Origin of the sequence: Novosphingobium sp. KACC 22771 (assembly GCF_028736195.1) — a bacterium.
In the GTDB taxonomy this organism is placed as follows: Bacteria; Pseudomonadota; Alphaproteobacteria; order Sphingomonadales; family Sphingomonadaceae; genus Novosphingobium.
In genome coordinates this window covers 2,326,580-2,345,161 of record NZ_CP117881.1, presented here as the reverse complement: position 1 = coordinate 2,345,161, position 18,582 = coordinate 2,326,580, and the positions used below count along the sequence as shown (strand labels likewise).

Sequence of the window (18,582 nt, the reverse complement as noted above, 5' to 3'; positions counted from 1 at the left end):
AGTCTCTCCTTATGGGGCCTTGTTGGCCAGACCCTCATTCAACAGCGCCTCGTGCAACAGCGCCTCGACGCGCGCGGCATCGGGGAAGCCTTCGTCCACCCACCGCCCTTCGACCGAGCGCAGAATATGGGCAATACGCGGCCCGGCAGCAACGCCGCGCGCAACAATATCGCCGCCTTTTAGGGGGAAAAGCGGAATGGTCCAGCCGCACAAAGGCGCAATCGATCCGCCGGTCAGCAGCAGGCGATCCATTGCCCCCTCCAGACCCAGCGCATAGGCCATGGCGCGCGCGTCGGCCGCATCACCGCTTCGCCCGGCGGCCTGCGAGAGACGCTTTTTCTGCGCGCCCGACAGGCGAAAGCGTGAGGCAACCTGTTCGGCCAAAGATGGTTGCGCGGGCAGCAGCGCGGCCAGCCGCCGCACCGCATCGGGGGCTGAGCCCTGCGCCTGCTCCTGCGCGATCAGCGCGGCCAGCGCGGCGACATTCGCCTCGGGCAAAACCACCGCCAGCACGCCCAATTGCGCCATCCGCGCCACCGTGGGCGCCGGATCGGGCAGGCCCAGCAGGTTCATCATCTCCATGCCGATCCGCTCACGCGACAGGCCCTTGAGCGTGGCGGCCAGCGCCGAGCAGGCCTGCTCGGCCTCCGGGTCGGGGGTTTGGCCAAAGCGGGCCTGAAAACGGAAATAGCGCAGGATGCGCAGATGATCTTCACGGATACGCTGGACCGCATCGCCGATGAAACGCACCCGCCGCGCCGCCAGATCGGCAAGACCGCCGAAATAGTCGAACACCTCGCCCGTGGCCGGATCGGCATAGAGCGCGTTGATGGTGAAATCGCGCCGCGCCGCATCGTCGCGCCAATCCTGCGCAAAGGCGACCGTCGCGCGCCGCCCGTCCGTGGACACATCATGGCGCAGCGTGGTGATCTCCACTGGCCCGCCTGTCGTCAGCGCCGTCACGGTGCCATGCTCGATGCCGGTGGGCACAGTGCGGATACCCGCCGCCTTGCACCGCGCGATCACTTCTTCGGGCAGCAGGGGCGTTGCCGCATCGATATCCTTGACCGCCAGCCCCAGCAGCGTATCGCGCACCGCCCCGCCGACCCAGCGCAACGGCCCGACCGCCGCCACCAGTTCGGCCAGATCCGGGCGGACCAGCCAGCCTTCACGTTTCAGATATTCAGTCATACCTTGCTGTTCAGTCATACCAGCTCAGACGTTTGGAAAGATTGGCGAGAATGGCCCCGGTGATGCCCCATATGCGATGCCCTTCCCATGGGATTTCGACCAGATGGCGGGTTTTGCCCTCCCACTCGATGGCGCGGCGGTGATGGTTGGCCGGGTCCATGACAAAGCCGAAGGGGGCCTCGAACCATTCGGAAACCTCGTCCGGGTTGGGGACCAGCGGCAGATCGGGCGGGATCAGCGCCAGCACCGGCCGCACCGCATAGCCCGATCCGGTCAGGAACAGATCGAGCGGGCCGATCACATCGACATGGCGCGGGTCAATGCCCAATTCCTCCTGCGCCTCACGCACGGCGGCGTCGATGTCGGTTTCGCCGGGGTCCAACCGCCCGCCGGGCAGCGCCACCTGTCCGGCATGCGATCGCATTGCGGCGGGGCGGTGGATCATCAGCACGCCCGGCACGGCCCGCTCGGTCACCGCGATCAGCACGGCGGCGGGTTTGAATTCGGCAATGCCCTCGGTGCGCGGATCGGGAAACAGCGCGGGAACAGGCCCGGCCATCCCGGCGTGATACAGCCGCTCCAGCTTGTGCTTGAGATTGCTCATTGTTTTGCGCTCATTGCGGGGTCAGGGGGAAACTTATCCCCAGGCTGTCCACAGACAGTCCACCGTCTGTCCCCCCATCCTTGCCCGATTTTTCCAGCGCCATATCCACCAGTTGTCCCCATGTGGACCGGTTGATCCGCGCCAGACAGCCATGGCGCACGACCAGATAGATCGCGGGTGTTTCCGCATCGCCGCGCGCGATCAGGGGGTGGTCCGGCCCTGCGATCACCGTGTCATCGGTGTTGAGCCGAAACGCCAGCGCTCCGTCAATCCGCGCCACATCGACCGCGACAAAGGCTGCATCGGCCACCGCGATGCTTTGCCGATCCTGCGGCGTGATCAGCCAATGCCGGCCACCTTCATCGCGCATCAGCAGCGTGGAGAAGGCGCGCACCATGGCCGGACGGGTGATAGGGGCCCCCTGATGCCACCATGATCCGTCGGCGCGGATTTCCATCTGGCTGTCGAGTTCTTCGGCCGGATGCCACTGATCGACCGGAGGCAGGCGGCGCTCTGCCACCATGCGGGCGATATCCTCAAGCGAGAGCGCGGCCAGATCGGGGGGAGGCGTGTAGGGCATGGCGGCAATATGGGGCAGGCGGGCGCCGTGCGCCAGTGCTTCGCCTGCCCAAATTTCGCTTTAGCCCCAAGGGCCAAGCATACCCTTTTGCGGCAGGATCGCGGTGTTGTCGCAACGCACCAGCAGGCGGTGCTGTTCAAACGGTCCGGGCAGATCCCATTCCCCGGTGGGCGCATTGGTAAAGCCCCAGAAGCGGCCGTAATATTCCGGGTCGCCGATCATCACCATGGGCAGCGGCGCCTTGGGGTTCATCGCCGAGATCGCGGCCGTGACCAGCGCCTTGCCAAAGCCGCGGCCCTGCGCCTCGGGCAGGACGGCGACGGGGCCCACCATGACCATCGGATGGCGGCGGCCATCGGGATCGGTCAGCGCGACCGGCCAGCACTGGATCGAGCCCACCACATGCTGTTCCTCGTCCACCGCGGCAAAGGAGAGGGCGGGCAGCCATTCGGCATCGCCGCGAACCTTATAGGCGGTGCGCCCGCGTCGCTCCGGCTCAAACGCGCGGTCGAGCAATTCCTCGACCAGCGAGGGATCGACATTATCAAGCGGGATGAGCGAGGGTTCGATAGCCATAATGCCGCGCGCGTTAGGGCAGGGGCGATCCCGATGCAAGGAAATGCTTGCGGGCGCGGCGTGGGGGCGGCAATCGGGGCGTCATGATCTTTGGCGTGGATGAAGCGGGGCGCGGCCCCTTGGCGGGGCCTGTGGTGGCGGGCGCGGTGTGGCTGGGGCAAAGCGCGATCGAGGGGCTGGCCGACAGCAAGAAATTGTCGGCCAAGCGACGCGCGGCGCTGGAGGCGCGGATCATGGCCGAGGCGCATTGGGCCATCGGCGTGGTCGAGGCCGAGGAGATCGACCGGATCAACATCTTTGCCGCCACGATGCTGGCCATGACGCGGGCGGTTTCGGCTTTGGCGCAAAAGGTGGGCGATCCGGCCATGGTTTTGATCGATGGCAACAAGACGCCGGAGGGGCGCGTGGGCGAATGGCGCTGGGCCGCGCGGGCGATTGTGGGGGGCGATGCGACAGAGGCGGCGATCTCTGCGGCCAGCATCATCGCCAAAGAACACCGCGACCGCGTGATGCGCGAACTGGCACTGGCGCACCCCCATTATGGGTGGGAGCGCAATGCCGGATATGGCACGGCGCAGCATCTGGCGGGTTTGCGAGAGCATGGGCCTTGCGAGCATCATCGGCGGACGTTTGCGCCGGTCGCGCAGTTGGTGTTGTTATGAGGGCGGTTTGACGACGGGCTGATATTCGATGCGGATGCCGTCAATTGCGCTTTTCCGACGGAATATTCTGGCGCCAGCAGCGTATCGCACCAGCAATTGATTTGACGATAGCCATTGAACTTCGGCCCAAGGGCCGCCCCATGATGCGCTTGCTGCTTTTCCGTGATCGTCATCGGCCACGAAGACGTTGCCCTCAGAAGGCGGCGCTGAGCCGCTGGATTGTACTGCGATCTGCGTGCTGACGGCAGAAGTCGCTCCGCAGTCGCGCGCAACCAAAACAGCAATATGTTCTCTATCTGGCGCGAGTATGCGCGCAGGATTGGCGCTGTCGCAAATACCGTGAGACATGCAACCGGAGAGCAGCAGCAGGAGGAATAGGCTGTTTTTCATGGCGCCCAGGTTATGGAATGGCTGAACGTAAAGCCATCACCGTGAAAAATTTTCACTACCATATATTGAGTCTGCCGAGTCGCGCCTGACTCTATCCCTTGTGTCAGACTCTTTCTGTTCTCCTGTGCTTGACTCCGTGTTAGCGTCGCGACTCGTGCTGACTCCACGAGTCGGGCCTTGACGTGAGTCTGCGAATGACTCATTGAGGGGGCCGTTCAACGCACTTATTCACAGGAATCCTCATGGGCACTGTCCTTCTCAAGGAGCGCACCCGCTCCACCCCGGCGCCGCGCAAACTGGCCAGCCGCATCAGGAAGGATCTTGTCCTCAAGCCGGTCGAAACCCCCAAGGCTGACCTGCCGCTGGGGCGCATTCTGGATGGCGACTGCATCGAGGCCATGCGCTCGATCCCGACCGCCAGCGTCGATATGGTTTTCGCCGATCCGCCGTATAATCTTCAGCTTGGCGGCGACCTTGCCCGCCCCGATGGCAGCCATGTCGATGCCGTCACCAATGATTGGGACAAGTTCGACAGCTTTGGCACCTATGACCGTTTCACCCGCGCCTGGCTGGCCGAGGCGCGCCGCGTGTTGAAGCCCAATGGCTCGCTCTGGGTGATCGGTTCCTATCACAACATCTTCCGCGTCGGCGCGATCCTTCAGGATATGGGCTTCTGGATCCTGAATGACATCGTGTGGCGCAAATCGAACCCCATGCCCAATTTCAAGGGCACGCGCTTTACCAATGCCCATGAAACGCTGATCTGGTGCAGCATGGGCGAGGAAGCGAAATACACGTTCAACTATCGCGCGATGAAGACGCTCAATGACGAGCTTCAGATGCGCAGCGACTGGGTGCTGCCGATCTGCAATGGTTCGGAGCGTTTGAAGAAGGGCGGGTCGAAGGTCCACCCGACGCAGAAGCCGGAAAGCCTGCTCTATCGCGTGATGCTGGCCACGACCAACAAGGGCGATGTGGTGCTCGATCCCTTCTTTGGCACCGGCACGACCGGGGCTGTGGCGAAACGCCTTGGCCGCGAATGGATCGGTTGCGAGCGTGAGCAGAACTATCGCGATGCCGCGATGGAGCGTATCGAGATGGCGCTGCCGCTCGATGAATCCGCCATCAGCACGATGAAGAGCAAGCGCGCCGCGCCCAAGGTGCCCTTTGGCACGCTGATCGAAACCGGCTGGATCAAGCCCGGCACTGTGTTGACCGGCAAGAAGGGGCGCAACCGCCCGGCCTTTACCGCCGTGGTGCGCGCCGATGGCTCGCTGGTTTCGGGCAAGACCGAGGGGTCGATCCACTCCTGCGGCGCCCAATTGCAGGGCGCGCCCAGCTGCAACGGCTGGACCTTCTGGAACATCGAGCATGAGGGGCAGATGAAGCCGCTCGATGCCATCCGTCAGCTTTATCTGCTGGCAAACGAGGACTGATCGCGGCTAAAACGGGCGCATGACAGTCTATCTGCGCCCGATCGCCCTTGCCGACAGCCCCCAAAGCGAGGAAGGCGAAGCCCTGCGCTTGGCAGGCGGGCTGACCTATGCCAGCCGTTTCGCGCTGATCCGGCGCGAGGAAGGGCGCATTGTCGAACGCACACGCTTTGGCATGGCCGAGGCGGGCCGCGTGGTCCGGGGCGAGGCCGAGGAGCAATGGGAAGCTTTGCGCGCGCCTCGCGCGCCGCTGCAAATGGGCGCGCGCACCATCCGCCTCGATCAGCCGCAGGTGATGGGCATCCTCAACGTCACGCCCGACAGTTTTTCCGACGGCGGGCGCCATATTTCCGGCCCCAATGTGCCGGTGGTCCATGCCAGCGCGATGCTGGAGGCGGGCGCGGCGATCATCGACATCGGCGGCGAAAGCACCCGGCCCGGCGCGCCGCCCGTGTGGGAGGGCGATGAGATCGAGCGCGTGGTTCCGGTCATCGAAAAACTGGCCCGCACCGGCGCGGCGATCAGCGTCGATACGCGGCGGGTCGGCGTGTTCGAGGCGGCGCTGGCGGCGGGCGCGCATTTGTGGAACGATGTCTCCGGCCTGCGCCACGATCCGCGCAGCCTTGAATTTGCCGCTCATGCCGGCGCGCCCGTCTGCATCATGCATGCGCCGGGCAAGGGCGAGGACCTTCACGAGGGTGGGCATTACACTGATGTTGTGCTGGACGTGTTCGATTGGCTGCGTGCGCGGCGCGATGCGGCCGAGGCGGCGGGTGTGGGGCGGGCCCGCATCCTGCTCGACCCCGGCATCGGCTTTGGCAAGACCTTGCAGGAAAACCTCGCGCTGATGAATGCGCTGCCGCTGTTTCACGCGCTGGGCTGTCCGCTGTTGGTGGGGGCCAGCCGCAAGCGGATGATCGGCGCGCTGTCCAACGAGGCGCCCGCGGACAAACGGCTGGGCGGTTCGCTGATGCTGGCGGCGCGGATGATGGATGCGGGCGCGCAGATCATCCGCGTGCATGATGTGGCCCAAACGGTGCAGGCGTTGCATGTATGGCGGGGGTTGCGCGATGCGGCTTTGACGGATTTTGGGCAATTGGTGGGGTGAGGGGGTAAGAAGGTTTGCCTCCGGCGGGCAAAGGGCGGGGGCCCTTTGCAATCCCATTAATTTGGCGTTCGATTTGCCAGCCTGCGCCGATCCGCGAAGCGGTTTATAAAGCCTGCGGCGCGGACATCTCGCGCAAGGGCCGCCAACGGGCGCAATGCCTCAAGTATGGGGATTGCAAAGGGATGAATCCCTTTGCCCGCCGGAGGCATAACCCCAAAAAACCTTAGGCCGCGTCCCCAATCCCCAACTCGCTCAACTTTCGATACAAGGTCGAACGCCCGATCCCCAGCCTGCGCGCCACCTCGGTCATGCGGCCGCGATAATGGCCGATGGCCAGCCGGATCACATCGGCCTCGATGTCCTCAAGGGGGCGTAAATTGCCGTCGGCGGTGAACAGCATAACGCCCGCGCTTTCATGGGCAACGCTGTTGTTGGCGCTCATTGGCTCGGCGGTGATCATGCTGGAAAGCTGGGGGAAATCGTCAGCGGTCAGCGCATCGCCATCGCAGAAGACAGCGGCGCGGAACAGGACGGCCTGAAGCTGTCGCACATTGCCCGGCCAGTCATAGGCCGATAGCAGCGCCAGCGCGCCATCGGTGATGCCCAGTTCGCGCAGGCCCGGCTGCTCGCCGATGCGGGCCAGGAAATGGCGGGCCAGCGCCGGAATATCGCCCAGCCGCGCACGCAGCGGCGGCAGCGACACCGTGGTCGCGCAGATCGCGGCGTGGAGCTCGGGCAGGAAATCGCCGTGGACGATGAGGTCCTTGAGCGGATAATTGGACGCTGCGATCAATCGCACATCGACCCGGAAGGCATGGCGCGCACCGATCGGGCGGCATGATCCGGTGGTGAGATATTCGGCCAGCCTTTCCTGAACCCCCATCGGCAGGCGGTCGATTTCGTCGATGACCAGCGTGGCGCCGTCGCAATATTGGATCGCGCCCATTTGCCGATCGAAAGCGCCGGGGAAGGCGCCCTTTTCATGGCCAAACAGGGCGGATTCGATCGAATTGCCCGGTGTGGACCCGGCATTGACGATGCGCAGCGGCATTTTGGCGCGCTGGGACGCAGCATGGATGGCGCGAACCAGCATTTCCTTGCCGGTGCCGCTTTCGCCCTCGATCAGCAAGTGCCCCTGACCGCGCGCGGATTTGGCGGCAATGGCAAGCGCCGTGCGGAAGGCCGGAGCTGCACCAATCATCGATTCAAAATCGGCCGGGCCGTTCATCTTCTCGGTCAGCGGCTGCAATTCATCACGCGGGGTTTCGCGCGTGGTGGCATTGCGCAGGGCGCTCATCAGCCGGTCGGGCGCGATGGGTTTGATGAGATAATCGGTTGCACCCGCGCGCATGGCTTCGACCGCCAGCAGCGGCGAGGCCGATGTCGTCAGCATCAGGATCGGCAGCGCGGGGCGGCGGCTGCGCAGATCGGCAATCAGCGAGCAAGCCTCATCGCCCGGCACCCATTGGTCCAGAATGATCGCGCCCAATTGCATGCCCTGGCGCGTGCCCAGCATGGCCACGGCCGTTTCGGCATCGCCCACCACCAGCGTTCGCCACCCCTCGCGCGCGGCCAGCGCGGTGATCAGGCGGCTTTGCGCCGGCTCATCGTCGATCAGCATCAGCAGGCGCTGTTCGGTCTCTGCCATATTTGCGCGGTCTGTCGTCATACCGGCATGATTTAGCCAAATTGGGTAAAGACCTGCTTAAGCCTGACCATGCCGGTATCCGGATTTTTCGCGCGCCCCGTCAATCAAGTGGCCACATCTCAAATGTCCTCCAAGGCATCCTTGATGCTTTTGGTCGCGACCATGTTTTGTCTTGTGCTGTGGGGCCATGATGATAAGAATTAGCCAACAATTTAATGGGACAGGGGAAAAAACAATGGCTCACACTCAGGACGTTACCGCGGCGCGGGAAACCTATGAGGGGTTCATTCGCCTGATCAAGTACAGCACCCCGGTCATCGCTGTTCTGGCTGCTTTCGTCGTCTATCTCATCTCCCGCTGAAAGGTTTGGAATGACGGAGAAATTGCGGATCGCCGCTCTTCTTGAAAGAGCGGCGGGGGAAACGCGCGTCTGCGTGACACCCGAAACGGTGAAGAAATTCACGAGCCTTGGCGCGATTGTGGCGGTGGAGAGCGGGGCGGGGCAAAGCGCCTCGATTGCCGATTCCGATTATGCCGCGGCGGGCGCGATTGTGGGCGATGCGGCAACGGTCGTGGCGGGCGCGGATATTGTGCTGGGGGTTCAAGGGCCGGAAATGGGCCTGCTGTCCGGCGCAAAACCCGGCGTGTGGGTTGCGGCGGGGCTTGATCCCTTTGGCCAGCGCGCGCGGGTTGATGCCTATGCCGCCGCCGGGGTGGAAGCGTTGGCGATGGAATTCATGCCCCGCATCACCCGGGCGCAGTCGATGGACATTCTCTCCTCGCAGAGCAATCTGGCCGGGTATAAGGCGGTGATTGATGCGGCGGCCACCTACGGCCGCGCCTTTCCGATGATGATGACGGCGGCGGGCACGATTTCGGCGGCCAAGGCCTTCATCATGGGCGTGGGCGTGGCGGGCTTGCAGGCGATTGCCACGGCGCGGCGTCTGGGCGCGCAGGTTTCGGCAACGGACGTGCGCAGCGCGACCAAGGAGCAGATCCAGAGCCTTGGCGCCAAGCCGATTTTCGTGGAAAATGTCGCGGGCATCGAGGGCGAGGGCGCGGGCGGCTATGCCACCGAAATGAGCCCGGAATATCAGGCGGCACAGGCCGAACTGGTGTCGAGCCACATTGCCAGGCAGGACATCGTCATCACGACCGCGCTGATCCCCGGTCGCGCCGCACCGCGCTTGATATCGGACGCACAGATCGCGACGATGAAGCCGGGCAGCGTCATTTTCGACCTTGCCGTGGCGCAGGGCGGCAATGTCGAGGGCAGCGTTCCCGATCAGATTGTTGAGCGCCACGGTGTCAAGATCATGGGCTATTCCAATACGCCCGCGCATCTGGCCGCGGATGCCTCGTCGCTGTTTGCGCGTAATCTCTACAACTTCCTCTCGGCCTTTTGGGACAAAGAGCAGGGCAAGCCCATTCTTGACGAGGAAATCGGCAATGCGATCCGGCTGACGCAAGGCGGCGCGGTGGTCAATCCGAGGCTGTTGGGATGAGCGGCGCGGCGTTGGCGCTCATGACCATGGTTTTCACGATGGACCACCGGACCGAGCCGCCGGTGGATCTGTTTCAGGCCGTGGCGCAGGCGCAGTATATGGCCGGCCATTGCGCGCATCTCGACCGCTCGGCCAAAGCGCGGCGGCGTCTGCAACGGGCGCGTGAAGAGGCGCGGATGCTTGCGGTAAGGGCAGGGCGTCTGGGCTATGGCGATGCGGTGGCGACGGGCGCGCGGCATTGGCGGGTCCGTCGCGACGAGGTCGATACATCCTGCATCGTTGGCCCGCAGGAAACCAACGCCAGCGCCTATAGCGGCCTGCTTTCCGACTATGAGGAGCAGAACCGCCAGACCCGCCGATGGCTCAACGCCGTGCCGCGCAAGTCAGGGGGAGGACACTGACATGGACTTTATCTCGATCCTTTCGATTTTCGTGCTGGCGTGTTTCGTCGGCTATTATGTGGTGTGGTCGGTCACGCCTGCGCTGCACACGCCGCTGATGGCGGTGACGAATGCGATCTCCTCGGTGATCGTGGTGGGTGCGCTGATCGCGGCGGCGGCTTCGGGGCTGGGCGCGGCGGGTGGTGTTTCCAAATGGCTGGGGCTGGGCGCGGTGGTGCTGGCTTCGGTCAATATTTTTGGCGGCTTCGCGGTCACGGCGCGCATGTTGGCCATGTATAAGAAGAAGGAGAAGAAGTGATGGTTCTCCAGATTCTTAGCGCGGCTGCCGAAGTCGCGCCGCACAATGCCTTTCCGATGCCTTCGGCCGAGAATAGCGGTATTGTGCCATTCCTTTACCTCGTTTCGGGTGTGCTGTTTATTTTGGCGCTGCGCGGATTGTCTTCGCCCGCCACCAGCCGTGCGGGCAATCGCTATGGCATGATCGGTATGCTGATTGCTGTGGCCACGACACTGGTGACGCATGTGCCACGCATTTCTCTTAGTCTCGATGGCGATCCAAGTGCTCCGACTGCATTTGATAGCGGTAGCTTCGGCCTGATCTTGGCTGCCATCGCTCTTGGCGGCGGCATCGGCTTTGTTATCGCGCGGCGCATTGCCATGACGGCGATGCCGCAACTGGTAGCGGCGTTTCACTCGCTGGTAGGCATGGCCGCCGTGCTGGTGGGCTGGGCGGCTTATCTTAATCCGGGGGCGTTTGGGATTACGGAAGTGTTGCATGTATTGGTTCGAGTAACCGATACACCGCCGGTATTAACAGAGCAGGTCCACATCCACGCCCAATCCTGCATCGAAATGGGCCTTGGCATCGCCATCGGCGCCATCACGTTCAGCGGCTCGATCATCGCCTTCCTCAAACTGGCGGGCAAGATGTCGGGTTCTCCGATCATGCTGCCGGGGCGCCATGTCATCAACCTTGGCACGATCATCGCGATCCTCGGCCTTGTCGGCTATTTCACGATGGATCAATCTCTGTGGGTGATCGGCGTGATTACGCTGCTGGCCTTCATCATCGGTTTCCTGCTGATCATTCCGATCGGCGGGGCGGATATGCCGGTGGTGGTCTCGATGCTCAACTCCTATTCGGGCTGGGCGGCGGCCGCGATGGGCTTCACTCTGCACAACAGCGCGATGATTATCACCGGGGCGCTGGTCGGCTCTTCGGGCGCGATCCTGTCCTATATCATGTGCAAGGCGATGAACCGCAGCTTCATCTCGGTGATTGCGGGTGGCTTTGGCGCCGCGCCTGAAGCATCCGGCGGAGCGCCCAAGGAGCAGCGCCCGTGGAAGCGCGGATCGGCGGAAGATGCGGCCTTCCTGATGAAGGAAGCCGAAAGCGTCATCATCATCCCCGGCTATGGCATGGCGGTTTCTCAGGCCCAGCACGCGCTGCGCGAAATGGCCGATGTGCTCAAGAAGGAAGGCGTCAGCGTCAAATATGCCATTCACCCGGTTGCCGGGCGAATGCCGGGCCATATGAACGTCTTGCTGGCCGAAGCCAATGTACCTTATGACGAGGTTTTCGAGCTGGAGGACATCAATTCCGAGTTCGGCCAGTGCGATGTTGCCTTCATCATCGGCGCCAATGACGTGGTCAACCCCGCCGCCAAGACCGACAAGTCCAGCCCGATTTACGGCATGCCCGTGTTCGACGTGGACAAGGCCAAGACCGTGATGTTCGTCAAACGGTCGATGGGCGGCGTGGGCTATTCAGGTGTTGATAATGATGTCTTCTACATGGACCAGACCATGATGCTGCTGGCCGATGCCAAGAAGATGGTGGAAGACATCGTAAAGTCTCTCAGCCATTGACGGGCGTTGGCCCACTAAGGGGTCCATTGAATGCGTAAAGTTCTGACAGTCCTTGCCCTTACCTTGGCCCTCTCGGGCTGTGTTCAGGGGATCGCCCGTGGACGGGTCAAATCGGCCCTCGTGGGGGCGGGGCTGTCCGAACCGGTTTCGGCCTGCATGGCCGAGCATATGGTGGACAAATTGACCATCAGCCAGTTGCGCCAGTTGGAAGGATTGCGCGGCCTGAACGGTGCTCGGCGTTCGCTCTATGATTATGTCATCGCGGTGCGGCGCATTCAGGATCCCGAGGTTATCCGGGTGACGATGGCGGCGGCTGGGCTGTGTATGAGCGGGTGGGAAAGGTAAGGTTTGAAGGGATGCCTCCGGCGGGCAAAGGGTCTCGACCCTTTGCAATCCCATTATGGGGTGGGGTTTCGAGGACCGCGTGATGATTTTTAAAGCCTGCGGCGCAGAGAGCTTCGGCTTGCTGGCGCCGCAGGCTTTATTTATTCGAACATCGCACCCGACACCCGACGCCGAACCCATGGCACAACAAATACAGTAACGGGAGCGCGAGGGACAAGTCCCTCGCATCTTTCCTTTTCCTTCCATCTTCGCTACCCCACCTTGATGCCCTTATCCCCCCTGGCCTGCGACCCATCGCAATCCCTCGGCCGTGAATTCGCGCTGGAAGGCTCGATCGCCCGCGGCCCGCGCAGCCCCTATCAGCGCGACCGCGACCGCATCATCCATTCGATCGCGTTCCGGCGTTTGCGGCATAAAACGCAGGTGTTTGTCGCCCCCGATGGTGACCACTACCGCGTCCGCCTTACGCACAGCCTTGAGGTGGCCCAGATCGGCCGCGTGATCGCGCGCGTGCTGGGGCTGGATGAGGATCTGACCGAGGCGCTGTGCCTTGCCCATGACATCGGCCATCCGCCCTTTGGCCACAGCGGCGAGGACGCTCTGGACGAGGCGTTGAAGGAGCAGGGCGGATGGGACCACAATGCCAACACATTGCGCACGTTGATGCGTCTGGAAAGCCCCTATTGCGAGCATGAGGGGCTGAACCTGACATGGGAGACGCTGGAGGGTCTGGCCAAGCATAACGGGCCGGTGCGGCATCCCAATTGGGCTCTGGCTGAACTGGATGCGGCCTATCCGCTGCATCTGGGCGAATGGTCTTGTCTTGAGGCGCAGGTGGCCGCGATTGCCGACGATATTGCCTATGATAACCACGATATCGACGACGGCTTGCGCGCCGGTTTCCTGCATTTGGATGACTTGCTGACCCAGCCCTTCGTGGCCGAGCAATGGCGCGCGGTGGAGGCCAGGCACCCCAACGCCCCCCATGACCGCAAATTGCGCGAGTTGATGCGCAGCCAGATCGGCATCATGGTCAACGATGTGATCGCCGAAACGCAAAGCCGCACGCAAGGCATGACCAGGATCGCCGATATCCGCGCCGCATCATGTGCCAGCTGCGCTTTCTCGCCCGCCATGGCCGAGGCTGAGCGGAGCCTGAAGCGCTTTATGTATGCCCGGCTTTATTACCACCCCGAGCAATTGGCCACGGCGGAAAAGGCGCATCAGGTCGTCGCCGGCCTGTTCGCCGCCTATCGCGAAGATCCGGCGCGCATGGGGTCGGACTGGGCCGCGCGCCTGCCCGCCGACGAACCCCAGCGCAGCCGCCATATTGCCGACTATATCGCAGGCATGACCGACCGTTTCGCCATCGCGCAATATCGCGCCATCAACGGCACCGCGCCCGAAGGATTGAGCAACGTGTGACCCTGATTGCGCCCGATTATGGGAGAGAAATGCGTATTGGGGTAGAATTTCTGACAGGCTGTTTGACTTTTGCGCCGCAAAAAGAGAAGGCAGCCAACAGTCGCTGAACGATGCGGGAGAGTTCGGGTGATTCGCAAGAATTATCCGGCGCCGAAGGAGCAACCGCCCCGGAATCTCTCAGGCAATAAGGACCGTGTCGGTCAATAGCGACGCTCTGGAAAGTGCAATCGGACCAATGGGTTCGGGGGCCGCCGAAGGGGTAAATCTGCGCATTCCCATGCGCGGGCTAAGCTCTCAGGTTTCCGTGACAGAGGGGGCACCGGAATGGTGCAACGCTGTGCGGAAGGCTGATTTGTGAGCGACACATACAATATTGATGCGGGCGATTTCGAAAACGGCGAAGAAGCCGAAATCCCCGAAACCCTCACGCTCCCTCTGGATGCATGGCACCGCGCGCGCGGCGGCCGGATGGTCGAATTCGCCGGTTACTGGATGCCGGTGCAATACGAAGGCATCATGGGCGAACACCTGTGGACCCGCGAAAATGCGGGGCTTTTCGATGTCAGCCATATGGGCCAACTGGTCGTGTCGAGCGAGGACGAGGGCCAGCAGGACGCCATCACCGCGCTGGAAGCGTTGATGCCCGCCGATCTTTCGATCCTGAAAATCGGTCGCCAGCGCTATTCGCTGCTGCTCAATGAAACGGGCGGGATCATCGACGATCTGATGATCACGCGCTGGCCTGGTGGCTTTTTCCTGATCGTCAATGGCGCGACCAAGTGGGACGACATTGGCCATCTGCGTGAATTCCTGCCCGATGACATCACGCTGACCCACCGCGACGATTTCGCCCTGCTGGCGCTGCAAGGCCCTCGCGCCGCCGAGGCGCTGGCCTCTTTCGGCATCGCGCCCGCCCAGCCGCAGATCGTGCCGGTGGACCAACTCTCCTTCATGCAGGCCGGTCCCTATGTCTGGAACGGCGTTGAACTGCATATCAGCCGCAGCGGCTATACCGGCGAGGATGGTTATGAAATCGCCGTCCCGGCTGACAGCGCCGAGGCGCTGGCCGAGATGCTCTGCACCCATGAGGCAGTCAAGCCCATCGGCCTTGGCGCGCGCGACAGCTTGCGCATGGAGGCGGGCCTGCCGCTCTATGGCCATGATCTCAATGAAGAAATCGACCCCATCAGCGCGGGCCTGTCCTTCGCCATTTCCAAGCGCCGCCGCGCCGAAGGCGGCTTTCCCGGCGCCGACCGCATCCTGACCGGCCTTTCGCAGGGCACCGAGACGGTCCGCGTGGGCCTGAAACTCTCGGGCCGTCAGGCCGCGCGCGAAGGCGCCGAGGTTTACAATGGCGCGGAAAAGGTCGGTGTGCTGACCTCTGGTGGCTTCGCGCCAAGCCTCGGCTGCCCTATCGCCATGGCCGACGTGCCCGCTGCTTTGGCTGCCCCCGATACCGAATTGTTCATCGACGTGCGCGGCAAGAAGCTGCCCGCCACGGTCGCTGCCATGCCTTTTGTTCCCCATCGCTATTTCCGCAAAGGAGCCGCAAAATGACCCGTTATTTCACCAAGGACCACGAGTGGATTTCCGTTGACGGCGATGTGGCGACCGTTGGCATCACCGATTTCGCGCAAAACGCGCTGGGCGACATCACCTTTGTCGAAGTTCCCGAAGCGGGCAAGGCGCTGGGCAAGGGCGATACGGCCAGCGTGGTGGACAGCGTCAAGGCCGCCAGCGACGTTTACGCCCCCGTTTCGGGCGAAGTGACCGAGGGCAACCCGGCGCTCGAAGAAGCCCCCGAACTGGTCAACACTTCGCCGGAGAGCGAAGGCTGGCTGTGGCGCATGAGCGTTTCGGACGCCGGCGAACTGGCCGATCTGATGGATGAGGCCGCCTACGCCGCCTATATTGCGGAGCTTTAATCGCCCATGCGCTATTTGCCTCTCACCCCGGCCGACCGCGCCACGATGCTGGCGCGGATCGGCGTGGACAATATTGACGCGCTGTTTTGCGATGTGCCCGCTGAGGCGTTGCAGGTGGGACCCATTGCGGGCCTGCCGGGCCATGCCAGTGAAATGGCGGTCGAACGCCATATGGGCCGCCTTGCCGGGGAAAATCTCTCGGCGGGCGCGGCGCCCTTTTTTCTGGGCGCGGGCGCGTACAAGCACCATATCCCGGCCAGCGTCGATCACCTGATCCAGCGCGGCGAGTTTCTGACCGCCTATACGCCCTATCAGCCCGAAATCGCGCAGGGCACTTTGCAGGTGCTGTTCGAGTTCCAGACGCAGGTTGCGCGCCTGCTCGGCACCGATATTGCCAACGCCAGCCTCTATGACGGCTCGACCGCCTGCTGGGAGGCGATTGCGATGGCGCATCGCGTGACCAAGCGGAAGAAGTCGATCCTGACCGGCGGGTTGCATCCGCATTATGTCGCGACCGCGCAGACTATGGCGCGTTTCACCGATGACGTGCTGGAGGCGCAGGCCCCGGTGCTGTCGGGCGATGCGCAGGATGCCGCGATCATCGCCGCCATCGACGGCGAGACGAGCGCGGTTGTGGTGCAATACCCCGATATTCTGGGCCGCATTCCCGATCTGGCCGCGATTGCCGCGGCGGCGCAGGCGCATGGCGCGCTGTTGATCGCGGTGGTGACGGAGCCGGTGGCGCTGGGTCTGCTGGAGGCTCCCGGCGCGCTGGGCGCGGATATTGTCGTGGGTGAGGGGCAGTCGCTGGGCGTGGGCCTGCAATTTGGCGGACCGTATCTTGGCCTGTTCGGTTGCCGCGAAAAGTTCCTGCGACAGATCCCGGGTCGCCTCTGCGGCGAGACGGTGGATGCCGAAGGGCGCCGCAGCTTTGTGCTGACGCTCTCGACGCGTGAACAGCATATTCGTCGCGAAAAGGCGACCAGCAATATCTGCACCAATTCAGGCCTTTGTGCGCTGGCTTTCAGCATTCACATGAGCCTGCTGGGCGGCGCTGGTCTGGAGCGTCTGGCCCGCATCAACCATGGCAAGGCGCAAGCCTTGGCAGCGGCTGTATCGGCCATTCCGGGCGTTACCGTCCTGAATGAAGGCTATTTCAACGAATTCACGCTTGTCCTGCCCAAGAATGCGCGTGAGGTCGTCGACGCCTTGGCGGCAAAGGACATTCTGGGCGGCGTGCCGCTTGGTCGCCTATATGCCGAAACGCCCGCGTTGGCGAATGGCCTGCTGCTGACGGCCACGGAATGCACGAGCGATGAAGATATTGCAGCCCTTGTGGCGGCGCTGAAGGAGGTGCTGTGATGAACGCTCCCAACGCTTCGGGCTGGCGCCCGGAAATGGGTGATGCAGGCGCGATCCTGCCCCCCACGGTCAGCGGCGATCATGGCCTCAACCTTGAAGAAAAGCTGATCTTCGAACTGGCCGCGCCCGGCACCTATGGCGTCGATTTCGACGATGCCGACGTGGCCCCGTCGCCCGCGCTGGGCAAGTTCCTGCGCAAGGCGGCTCCGGCTCTGCCGGGCCTGACCGAGCCGGAAGTGGTGCGTCACTACACGCGCCTCTCGCGTCAGAACTATGCCATCGACCTTGGGCCGTTCCCGCTCGGCTCCTGCACGATGAAGCACAATCCGCGCCTCAATGAAAAGGTCGCGCGGATGGCTGGTTTTGCCGACGTTCACCCGTTGCAGCCGACCCAGACGGTGCAGGGCGCCTTGAAGGTCATCACGCAGCTTGCCGACTGGCTGATGGCGCTGACGGGTATGCCTGCTGTCGCCATGACGCCCAAGGCGGGCGCGCATGGTGAGCTTTGCGGGTTGCTCTGCATCCGCGCCGCGCTGGACGCGCGAGGTGAAGAGCGCCCGGTCGTGCTGGTGCCCGAAAGCGCACATGGGACAAACCCGGCCACCGCCGCCTTCGCCGGTTTCCGCGTGGAAAATATCCCCGCCACCGAAGATGGCCGCGTCGATGTGGCCGCGCTGACGGCGCGCCTCGGGCCGGACATCGCGGGCGTGATGATCACCAACCCCAACACCTGCGGGTTGTTTGAGCGCGATCTCAAGACGATCTCGGACGCGGTGCATGGTGTGGGCGGCTATGTCTATTGCGACGGCGCGAATTTCAACGCCATCGTCGGCAAGGTGCGCCCCGGCGACCTTGGCATCGATGCGATGCACATCAACCTGCACAAGACCTTTTCGACGCCCCACGGCGGCGGCGGTCCGGGTTCGGGTCCGGTGGTGTTGTCGGCGGCGCTGGCCCCGTTTGCCCCGCTGCCTTTCGCCACGCTCGATGCTGATGGCGTCGCGCATCTGGTCGAGGAAGGCGATGCGCACGATCACGGCCATCCCAGCAGCTTTGGCCGCATGACCGCGTTCCATGGCCAGATGGGCATGTTCACCCGCGCGCTGACCTATATCCTCAGCCACGGCGCCGATGGTCTGCGTCAGGTGTCCGAGGATGCGGTGCTGAACGCCAACTACATCCTGCGCTCGCTCGAACACGTGCTGGACGCGCCTTTTGCCGCCTCCGGTCCCTGCATGCACGAGGCCTTGTTCAGCGACGATGGCATGGCCGAGGGCTTCTCAACGCTGGATCTCGCCAAGGGTCTGATCGACGAGGGTTTCCACCCGATGACGGTCTATTTCCCGCTGGTGGTTCATGGCGCGATGCTGGTCGAACCCACCGAAACCGAGAGCAAGGCGGGCACCGACCGCCTGATCGCCTCGCTGCGCTCGCTGGCCGAGCGGGGCAGGGCAGGGGATGTCACGCTGAAAAGTGCACCTCATTATACACCGCGTCGGCGCGTTGATGAAACGCTCGCGGCGCGCAAGCCCAAGCTGGTCTGGAAGGACTGAGCTAT

20 protein-coding genes and 2 riboswitches are annotated in these 18,582 nt (G+C 63.4%); of the genes, 14 read left to right on the top strand and 6 right to left on the bottom strand.

The features are described from left to right. Positions 1-9: 9 nt before the first annotated feature. Genes PQ467_RS10685 through PQ467_RS10670 form a run of 4 tightly spaced genes read right to left on the bottom strand, consistent with a single transcriptional unit; the run spans position 10 to position 2,951 of the window. A complete protein-coding gene (locus tag PQ467_RS10685) occupies positions 10-1,191 on the bottom strand; it encodes a CCA tRNA nucleotidyltransferase (protein WP_274173399.1) in 1,182 nt (393 codons plus the stop codon). A gap of 10 nt (positions 1,192-1,201) precedes the next feature. Beyond that, positions 1,202-1,795 (bottom strand): CoA pyrophosphatase, encoded by a 594-nt coding sequence (locus tag PQ467_RS10680; protein WP_274173398.1) that lies wholly within the window; start codon positions 1,793-1,795, stop codon positions 1,202-1,204. Positions 1,796-1,805: 10 nt separating this feature from the next. Continuing rightward, complete coding sequence (locus PQ467_RS10675) at positions 1,806-2,375, bottom strand: DUF1285 domain-containing protein (RefSeq protein WP_274173397.1); 570 nt, start codon at positions 2,373-2,375, stop codon at positions 1,806-1,808. Between the two features lie 60 nt (positions 2,376-2,435). Beyond that, the gene (locus tag PQ467_RS10670) at positions 2,436-2,951 is read right to left on the bottom strand and encodes a GNAT family N-acetyltransferase (protein ID WP_274173396.1); all 516 of its coding nucleotides are present in this window, start codon (positions 2,949-2,951) and stop codon (positions 2,436-2,438) included. Between the two features lie 83 nt (positions 2,952-3,034). On the opposite strand from PQ467_RS10670, the gene PQ467_RS10665 reads away from it, so the two are divergent. Next, the gene (locus tag PQ467_RS10665; protein WP_274176136.1) at positions 3,035-3,613 is read left to right on the top strand and encodes a ribonuclease HII; all 579 of its coding nucleotides are present in this window, start codon (positions 3,035-3,037) and stop codon (positions 3,611-3,613) included. Here the strand turns inward: PQ467_RS10665 and PQ467_RS10660 are convergent. Continuing rightward, complete coding sequence (locus PQ467_RS10660) at positions 3,608-4,003, bottom strand: hypothetical protein (protein ID WP_274173395.1); 396 nt, start codon at positions 4,001-4,003, stop codon at positions 3,608-3,610. The two genes, PQ467_RS10665 and PQ467_RS10660, sit on opposite strands and share 6 nt — an antisense overlap. Positions 4,004-4,245: 242 nt before the next feature. Between PQ467_RS10660 and PQ467_RS10655 the strand changes: the two genes are divergently transcribed. Both PQ467_RS10655 and folP read left to right on the top strand, forming a co-directional pair. Then, positions 4,246-5,439, top strand: coding sequence for a site-specific DNA-methyltransferase (locus PQ467_RS10655; protein WP_274173394.1), 1,194 nt, complete (start codon positions 4,246-4,248; stop codon positions 5,437-5,439). Positions 5,440-5,458: 19 nt separating this feature from the next. Next, the gene (folP, locus tag PQ467_RS10650) at positions 5,459-6,544 is read left to right on the top strand and encodes a dihydropteroate synthase (protein ID WP_274173393.1); all 1,086 of its coding nucleotides are present in this window, start codon (positions 5,459-5,461) and stop codon (positions 6,542-6,544) included. 223 nt (positions 6,545-6,767) lie between these two features. Here the strand turns inward: folP and PQ467_RS10645 are convergent, their stop codons facing one another. Continuing rightward, entirely contained in the window at positions 6,768-8,192 is a 1,425-nt protein-coding gene (locus tag PQ467_RS10645) for a sigma-54-dependent transcriptional regulator (RefSeq protein WP_274173392.1), read from the bottom strand. Between the two features lie 235 nt (positions 8,193-8,427). Here PQ467_RS10645 and PQ467_RS10640 point away from each other — a divergent pair, with 235 nt between their 5' ends. The 11 genes from PQ467_RS10640 (at position 8,428) to gcvPB (ending at position 18,577) form a co-directional block, all read left to right on the top strand. Next, a complete protein-coding gene (locus PQ467_RS10640; protein ID WP_274173391.1) occupies positions 8,428-8,553 on the top strand; it encodes an aa3-type cytochrome c oxidase subunit IV in 126 nt (41 codons plus the stop codon). A 10-nt stretch (positions 8,554-8,563) separates the two neighbouring features. Further along, complete coding sequence (locus tag PQ467_RS10635; RefSeq protein WP_274173390.1) at positions 8,564-9,697, top strand: NAD(P) transhydrogenase subunit alpha; 1,134 nt, start codon at positions 8,564-8,566, stop codon at positions 9,695-9,697. Between the two features lie 20 nt (positions 9,698-9,717). Continuing rightward, positions 9,718-10,098: a hypothetical protein gene (locus PQ467_RS10630; protein ID WP_274173389.1), complete on the top strand. Its 381-nt coding sequence runs from the start codon at positions 9,718-9,720 to the stop codon at positions 10,096-10,098. A gap of 1 nt (position 10,099) precedes the next feature. Continuing rightward, positions 10,100-10,396 carry a proton-translocating transhydrogenase family protein gene (locus PQ467_RS10625; RefSeq protein ID WP_168605214.1) on the top strand — a complete coding sequence of 99 codons (297 nt, stop codon included), beginning with the start codon at positions 10,100-10,102 and terminating at the stop codon, positions 10,394-10,396. Positions 10,397-10,452: 56 nt separating this feature from the next. Then, positions 10,453-11,967, top strand: coding sequence for an NAD(P)(+) transhydrogenase (Re/Si-specific) subunit beta (locus PQ467_RS10620; protein ID WP_274176135.1), 1,515 nt, complete (start codon positions 10,453-10,455; stop codon positions 11,965-11,967). Between the two features lie 30 nt (positions 11,968-11,997). Next, a complete protein-coding gene (locus tag PQ467_RS10615) occupies positions 11,998-12,312 on the top strand; it encodes a hypothetical protein (protein ID WP_274173388.1) in 315 nt (104 codons plus the stop codon). 264 nt (positions 12,313-12,576) lie between these two features. Next, complete coding sequence (locus PQ467_RS10610; protein ID WP_274173387.1) at positions 12,577-13,737, top strand: deoxyguanosinetriphosphate triphosphohydrolase; 1,161 nt, start codon at positions 12,577-12,579, stop codon at positions 13,735-13,737. A gap of 103 nt (positions 13,738-13,840) precedes the next feature. Further along, a riboswitch (glycine riboswitch) is annotated at positions 13,841-13,941 on the top strand. Then, positions 13,942-14,058, top strand: a riboswitch (glycine riboswitch). 33 nt (positions 14,059-14,091) lie between these two features. Beyond that, positions 14,092-15,294: a glycine cleavage system aminomethyltransferase GcvT gene (gene gcvT / locus PQ467_RS10605; RefSeq protein WP_443192940.1), complete on the top strand. Its 1,203-nt coding sequence runs from the start codon at positions 14,092-14,094 to the stop codon at positions 15,292-15,294. Then, positions 15,291-15,662, top strand: a complete 372-nt coding sequence (gcvH, locus tag PQ467_RS10600; protein WP_274173386.1) for a glycine cleavage system protein GcvH — start codon at positions 15,291-15,293, stop codon at positions 15,660-15,662. The genes gcvT and gcvH overlap by 4 nt, the downstream gene beginning before the upstream one ends. Positions 15,663-15,668: 6 nt before the next feature. Further along, positions 15,669-17,024 (top strand): aminomethyl-transferring glycine dehydrogenase subunit GcvPA, encoded by a 1,356-nt coding sequence (gene gcvPA, locus PQ467_RS10595; RefSeq protein WP_274173385.1) that lies wholly within the window; start codon positions 15,669-15,671, stop codon positions 17,022-17,024. Further along, the gene (gene gcvPB / locus PQ467_RS10590) at positions 17,024-18,577 is read left to right on the top strand and encodes an aminomethyl-transferring glycine dehydrogenase subunit GcvPB (protein WP_274173384.1); all 1,554 of its coding nucleotides are present in this window, start codon (positions 17,024-17,026) and stop codon (positions 18,575-18,577) included. The genes gcvPA and gcvPB overlap by 1 nt, the downstream gene beginning before the upstream one ends. Positions 18,578-18,582: the final 5 nt, after the last annotated feature.

What these genes read in the sequence shown, in the direction of transcription:
- PQ467_RS10685 (WP_274173399.1), bottom strand. Translation starts at nt 1,191, where the DNA reads ATGACTGAATATCTGAAACGTGAAGGCTGGCTGGTCCGCCCGGATCTG.
- PQ467_RS10680 (WP_274173398.1), bottom strand. Translation starts at nt 1,795, where the DNA reads ATGAGCAATCTCAAGCACAAGCTGGAGCGGCTGTATCACGCCGGGATG.
- PQ467_RS10675 (WP_274173397.1), bottom strand. Translation starts at nt 2,375, where the DNA reads ATGCCCTACACGCCTCCCCCCGATCTGGCCGCGCTCTCGCTTGAGGAT.
- PQ467_RS10670 (WP_274173396.1), bottom strand. Translation starts at nt 2,951, where the DNA reads ATGGCTATCGAACCCTCGCTCATCCCGCTTGATAATGTCGATCCCTCG.
- PQ467_RS10665 (WP_274176136.1), top strand. Translation starts at nt 3,035, where the DNA reads ATGATCTTTGGCGTGGATGAAGCGGGGCGCGGCCCCTTGGCGGGGCCT.
- PQ467_RS10660 (WP_274173395.1), bottom strand. Translation starts at nt 4,003, where the DNA reads ATGAAAAACAGCCTATTCCTCCTGCTGCTGCTCTCCGGTTGCATGTCT.
- PQ467_RS10655 (WP_274173394.1), top strand. Translation starts at nt 4,246, where the DNA reads ATGGGCACTGTCCTTCTCAAGGAGCGCACCCGCTCCACCCCGGCGCCG.
- folP (WP_274173393.1), top strand. Translation starts at nt 5,459, where the DNA reads ATGACAGTCTATCTGCGCCCGATCGCCCTTGCCGACAGCCCCCAAAGC.
- PQ467_RS10645 (WP_274173392.1), bottom strand. Translation starts at nt 8,192, where the DNA reads ATGGCAGAGACCGAACAGCGCCTGCTGATGCTGATCGACGATGAGCCG.
- PQ467_RS10640 (WP_274173391.1), top strand. Translation starts at nt 8,428, where the DNA reads ATGGCTCACACTCAGGACGTTACCGCGGCGCGGGAAACCTATGAGGGG.
- PQ467_RS10635 (WP_274173390.1), top strand. Translation starts at nt 8,564, where the DNA reads ATGACGGAGAAATTGCGGATCGCCGCTCTTCTTGAAAGAGCGGCGGGG.
- PQ467_RS10630 (WP_274173389.1), top strand. Translation starts at nt 9,718, where the DNA reads ATGACCATGGTTTTCACGATGGACCACCGGACCGAGCCGCCGGTGGAT.
- PQ467_RS10625 (WP_168605214.1), top strand. Translation starts at nt 10,100, where the DNA reads ATGGACTTTATCTCGATCCTTTCGATTTTCGTGCTGGCGTGTTTCGTC.
- PQ467_RS10620 (WP_274176135.1), top strand. Translation starts at nt 10,453, where the DNA reads ATGCCTTCGGCCGAGAATAGCGGTATTGTGCCATTCCTTTACCTCGTT.
- PQ467_RS10615 (WP_274173388.1), top strand. Translation starts at nt 11,998, where the DNA reads ATGCGTAAAGTTCTGACAGTCCTTGCCCTTACCTTGGCCCTCTCGGGC.
- PQ467_RS10610 (WP_274173387.1), top strand. Translation starts at nt 12,577, where the DNA reads ATGCCCTTATCCCCCCTGGCCTGCGACCCATCGCAATCCCTCGGCCGT.
- gcvH (WP_274173386.1), top strand. Translation starts at nt 15,291, where the DNA reads ATGACCCGTTATTTCACCAAGGACCACGAGTGGATTTCCGTTGACGGC.
- gcvPA (WP_274173385.1), top strand. Translation starts at nt 15,669, where the DNA reads ATGCGCTATTTGCCTCTCACCCCGGCCGACCGCGCCACGATGCTGGCG.
- gcvPB (WP_274173384.1), top strand. Translation starts at nt 17,024, where the DNA reads ATGAACGCTCCCAACGCTTCGGGCTGGCGCCCGGAAATGGGTGATGCA.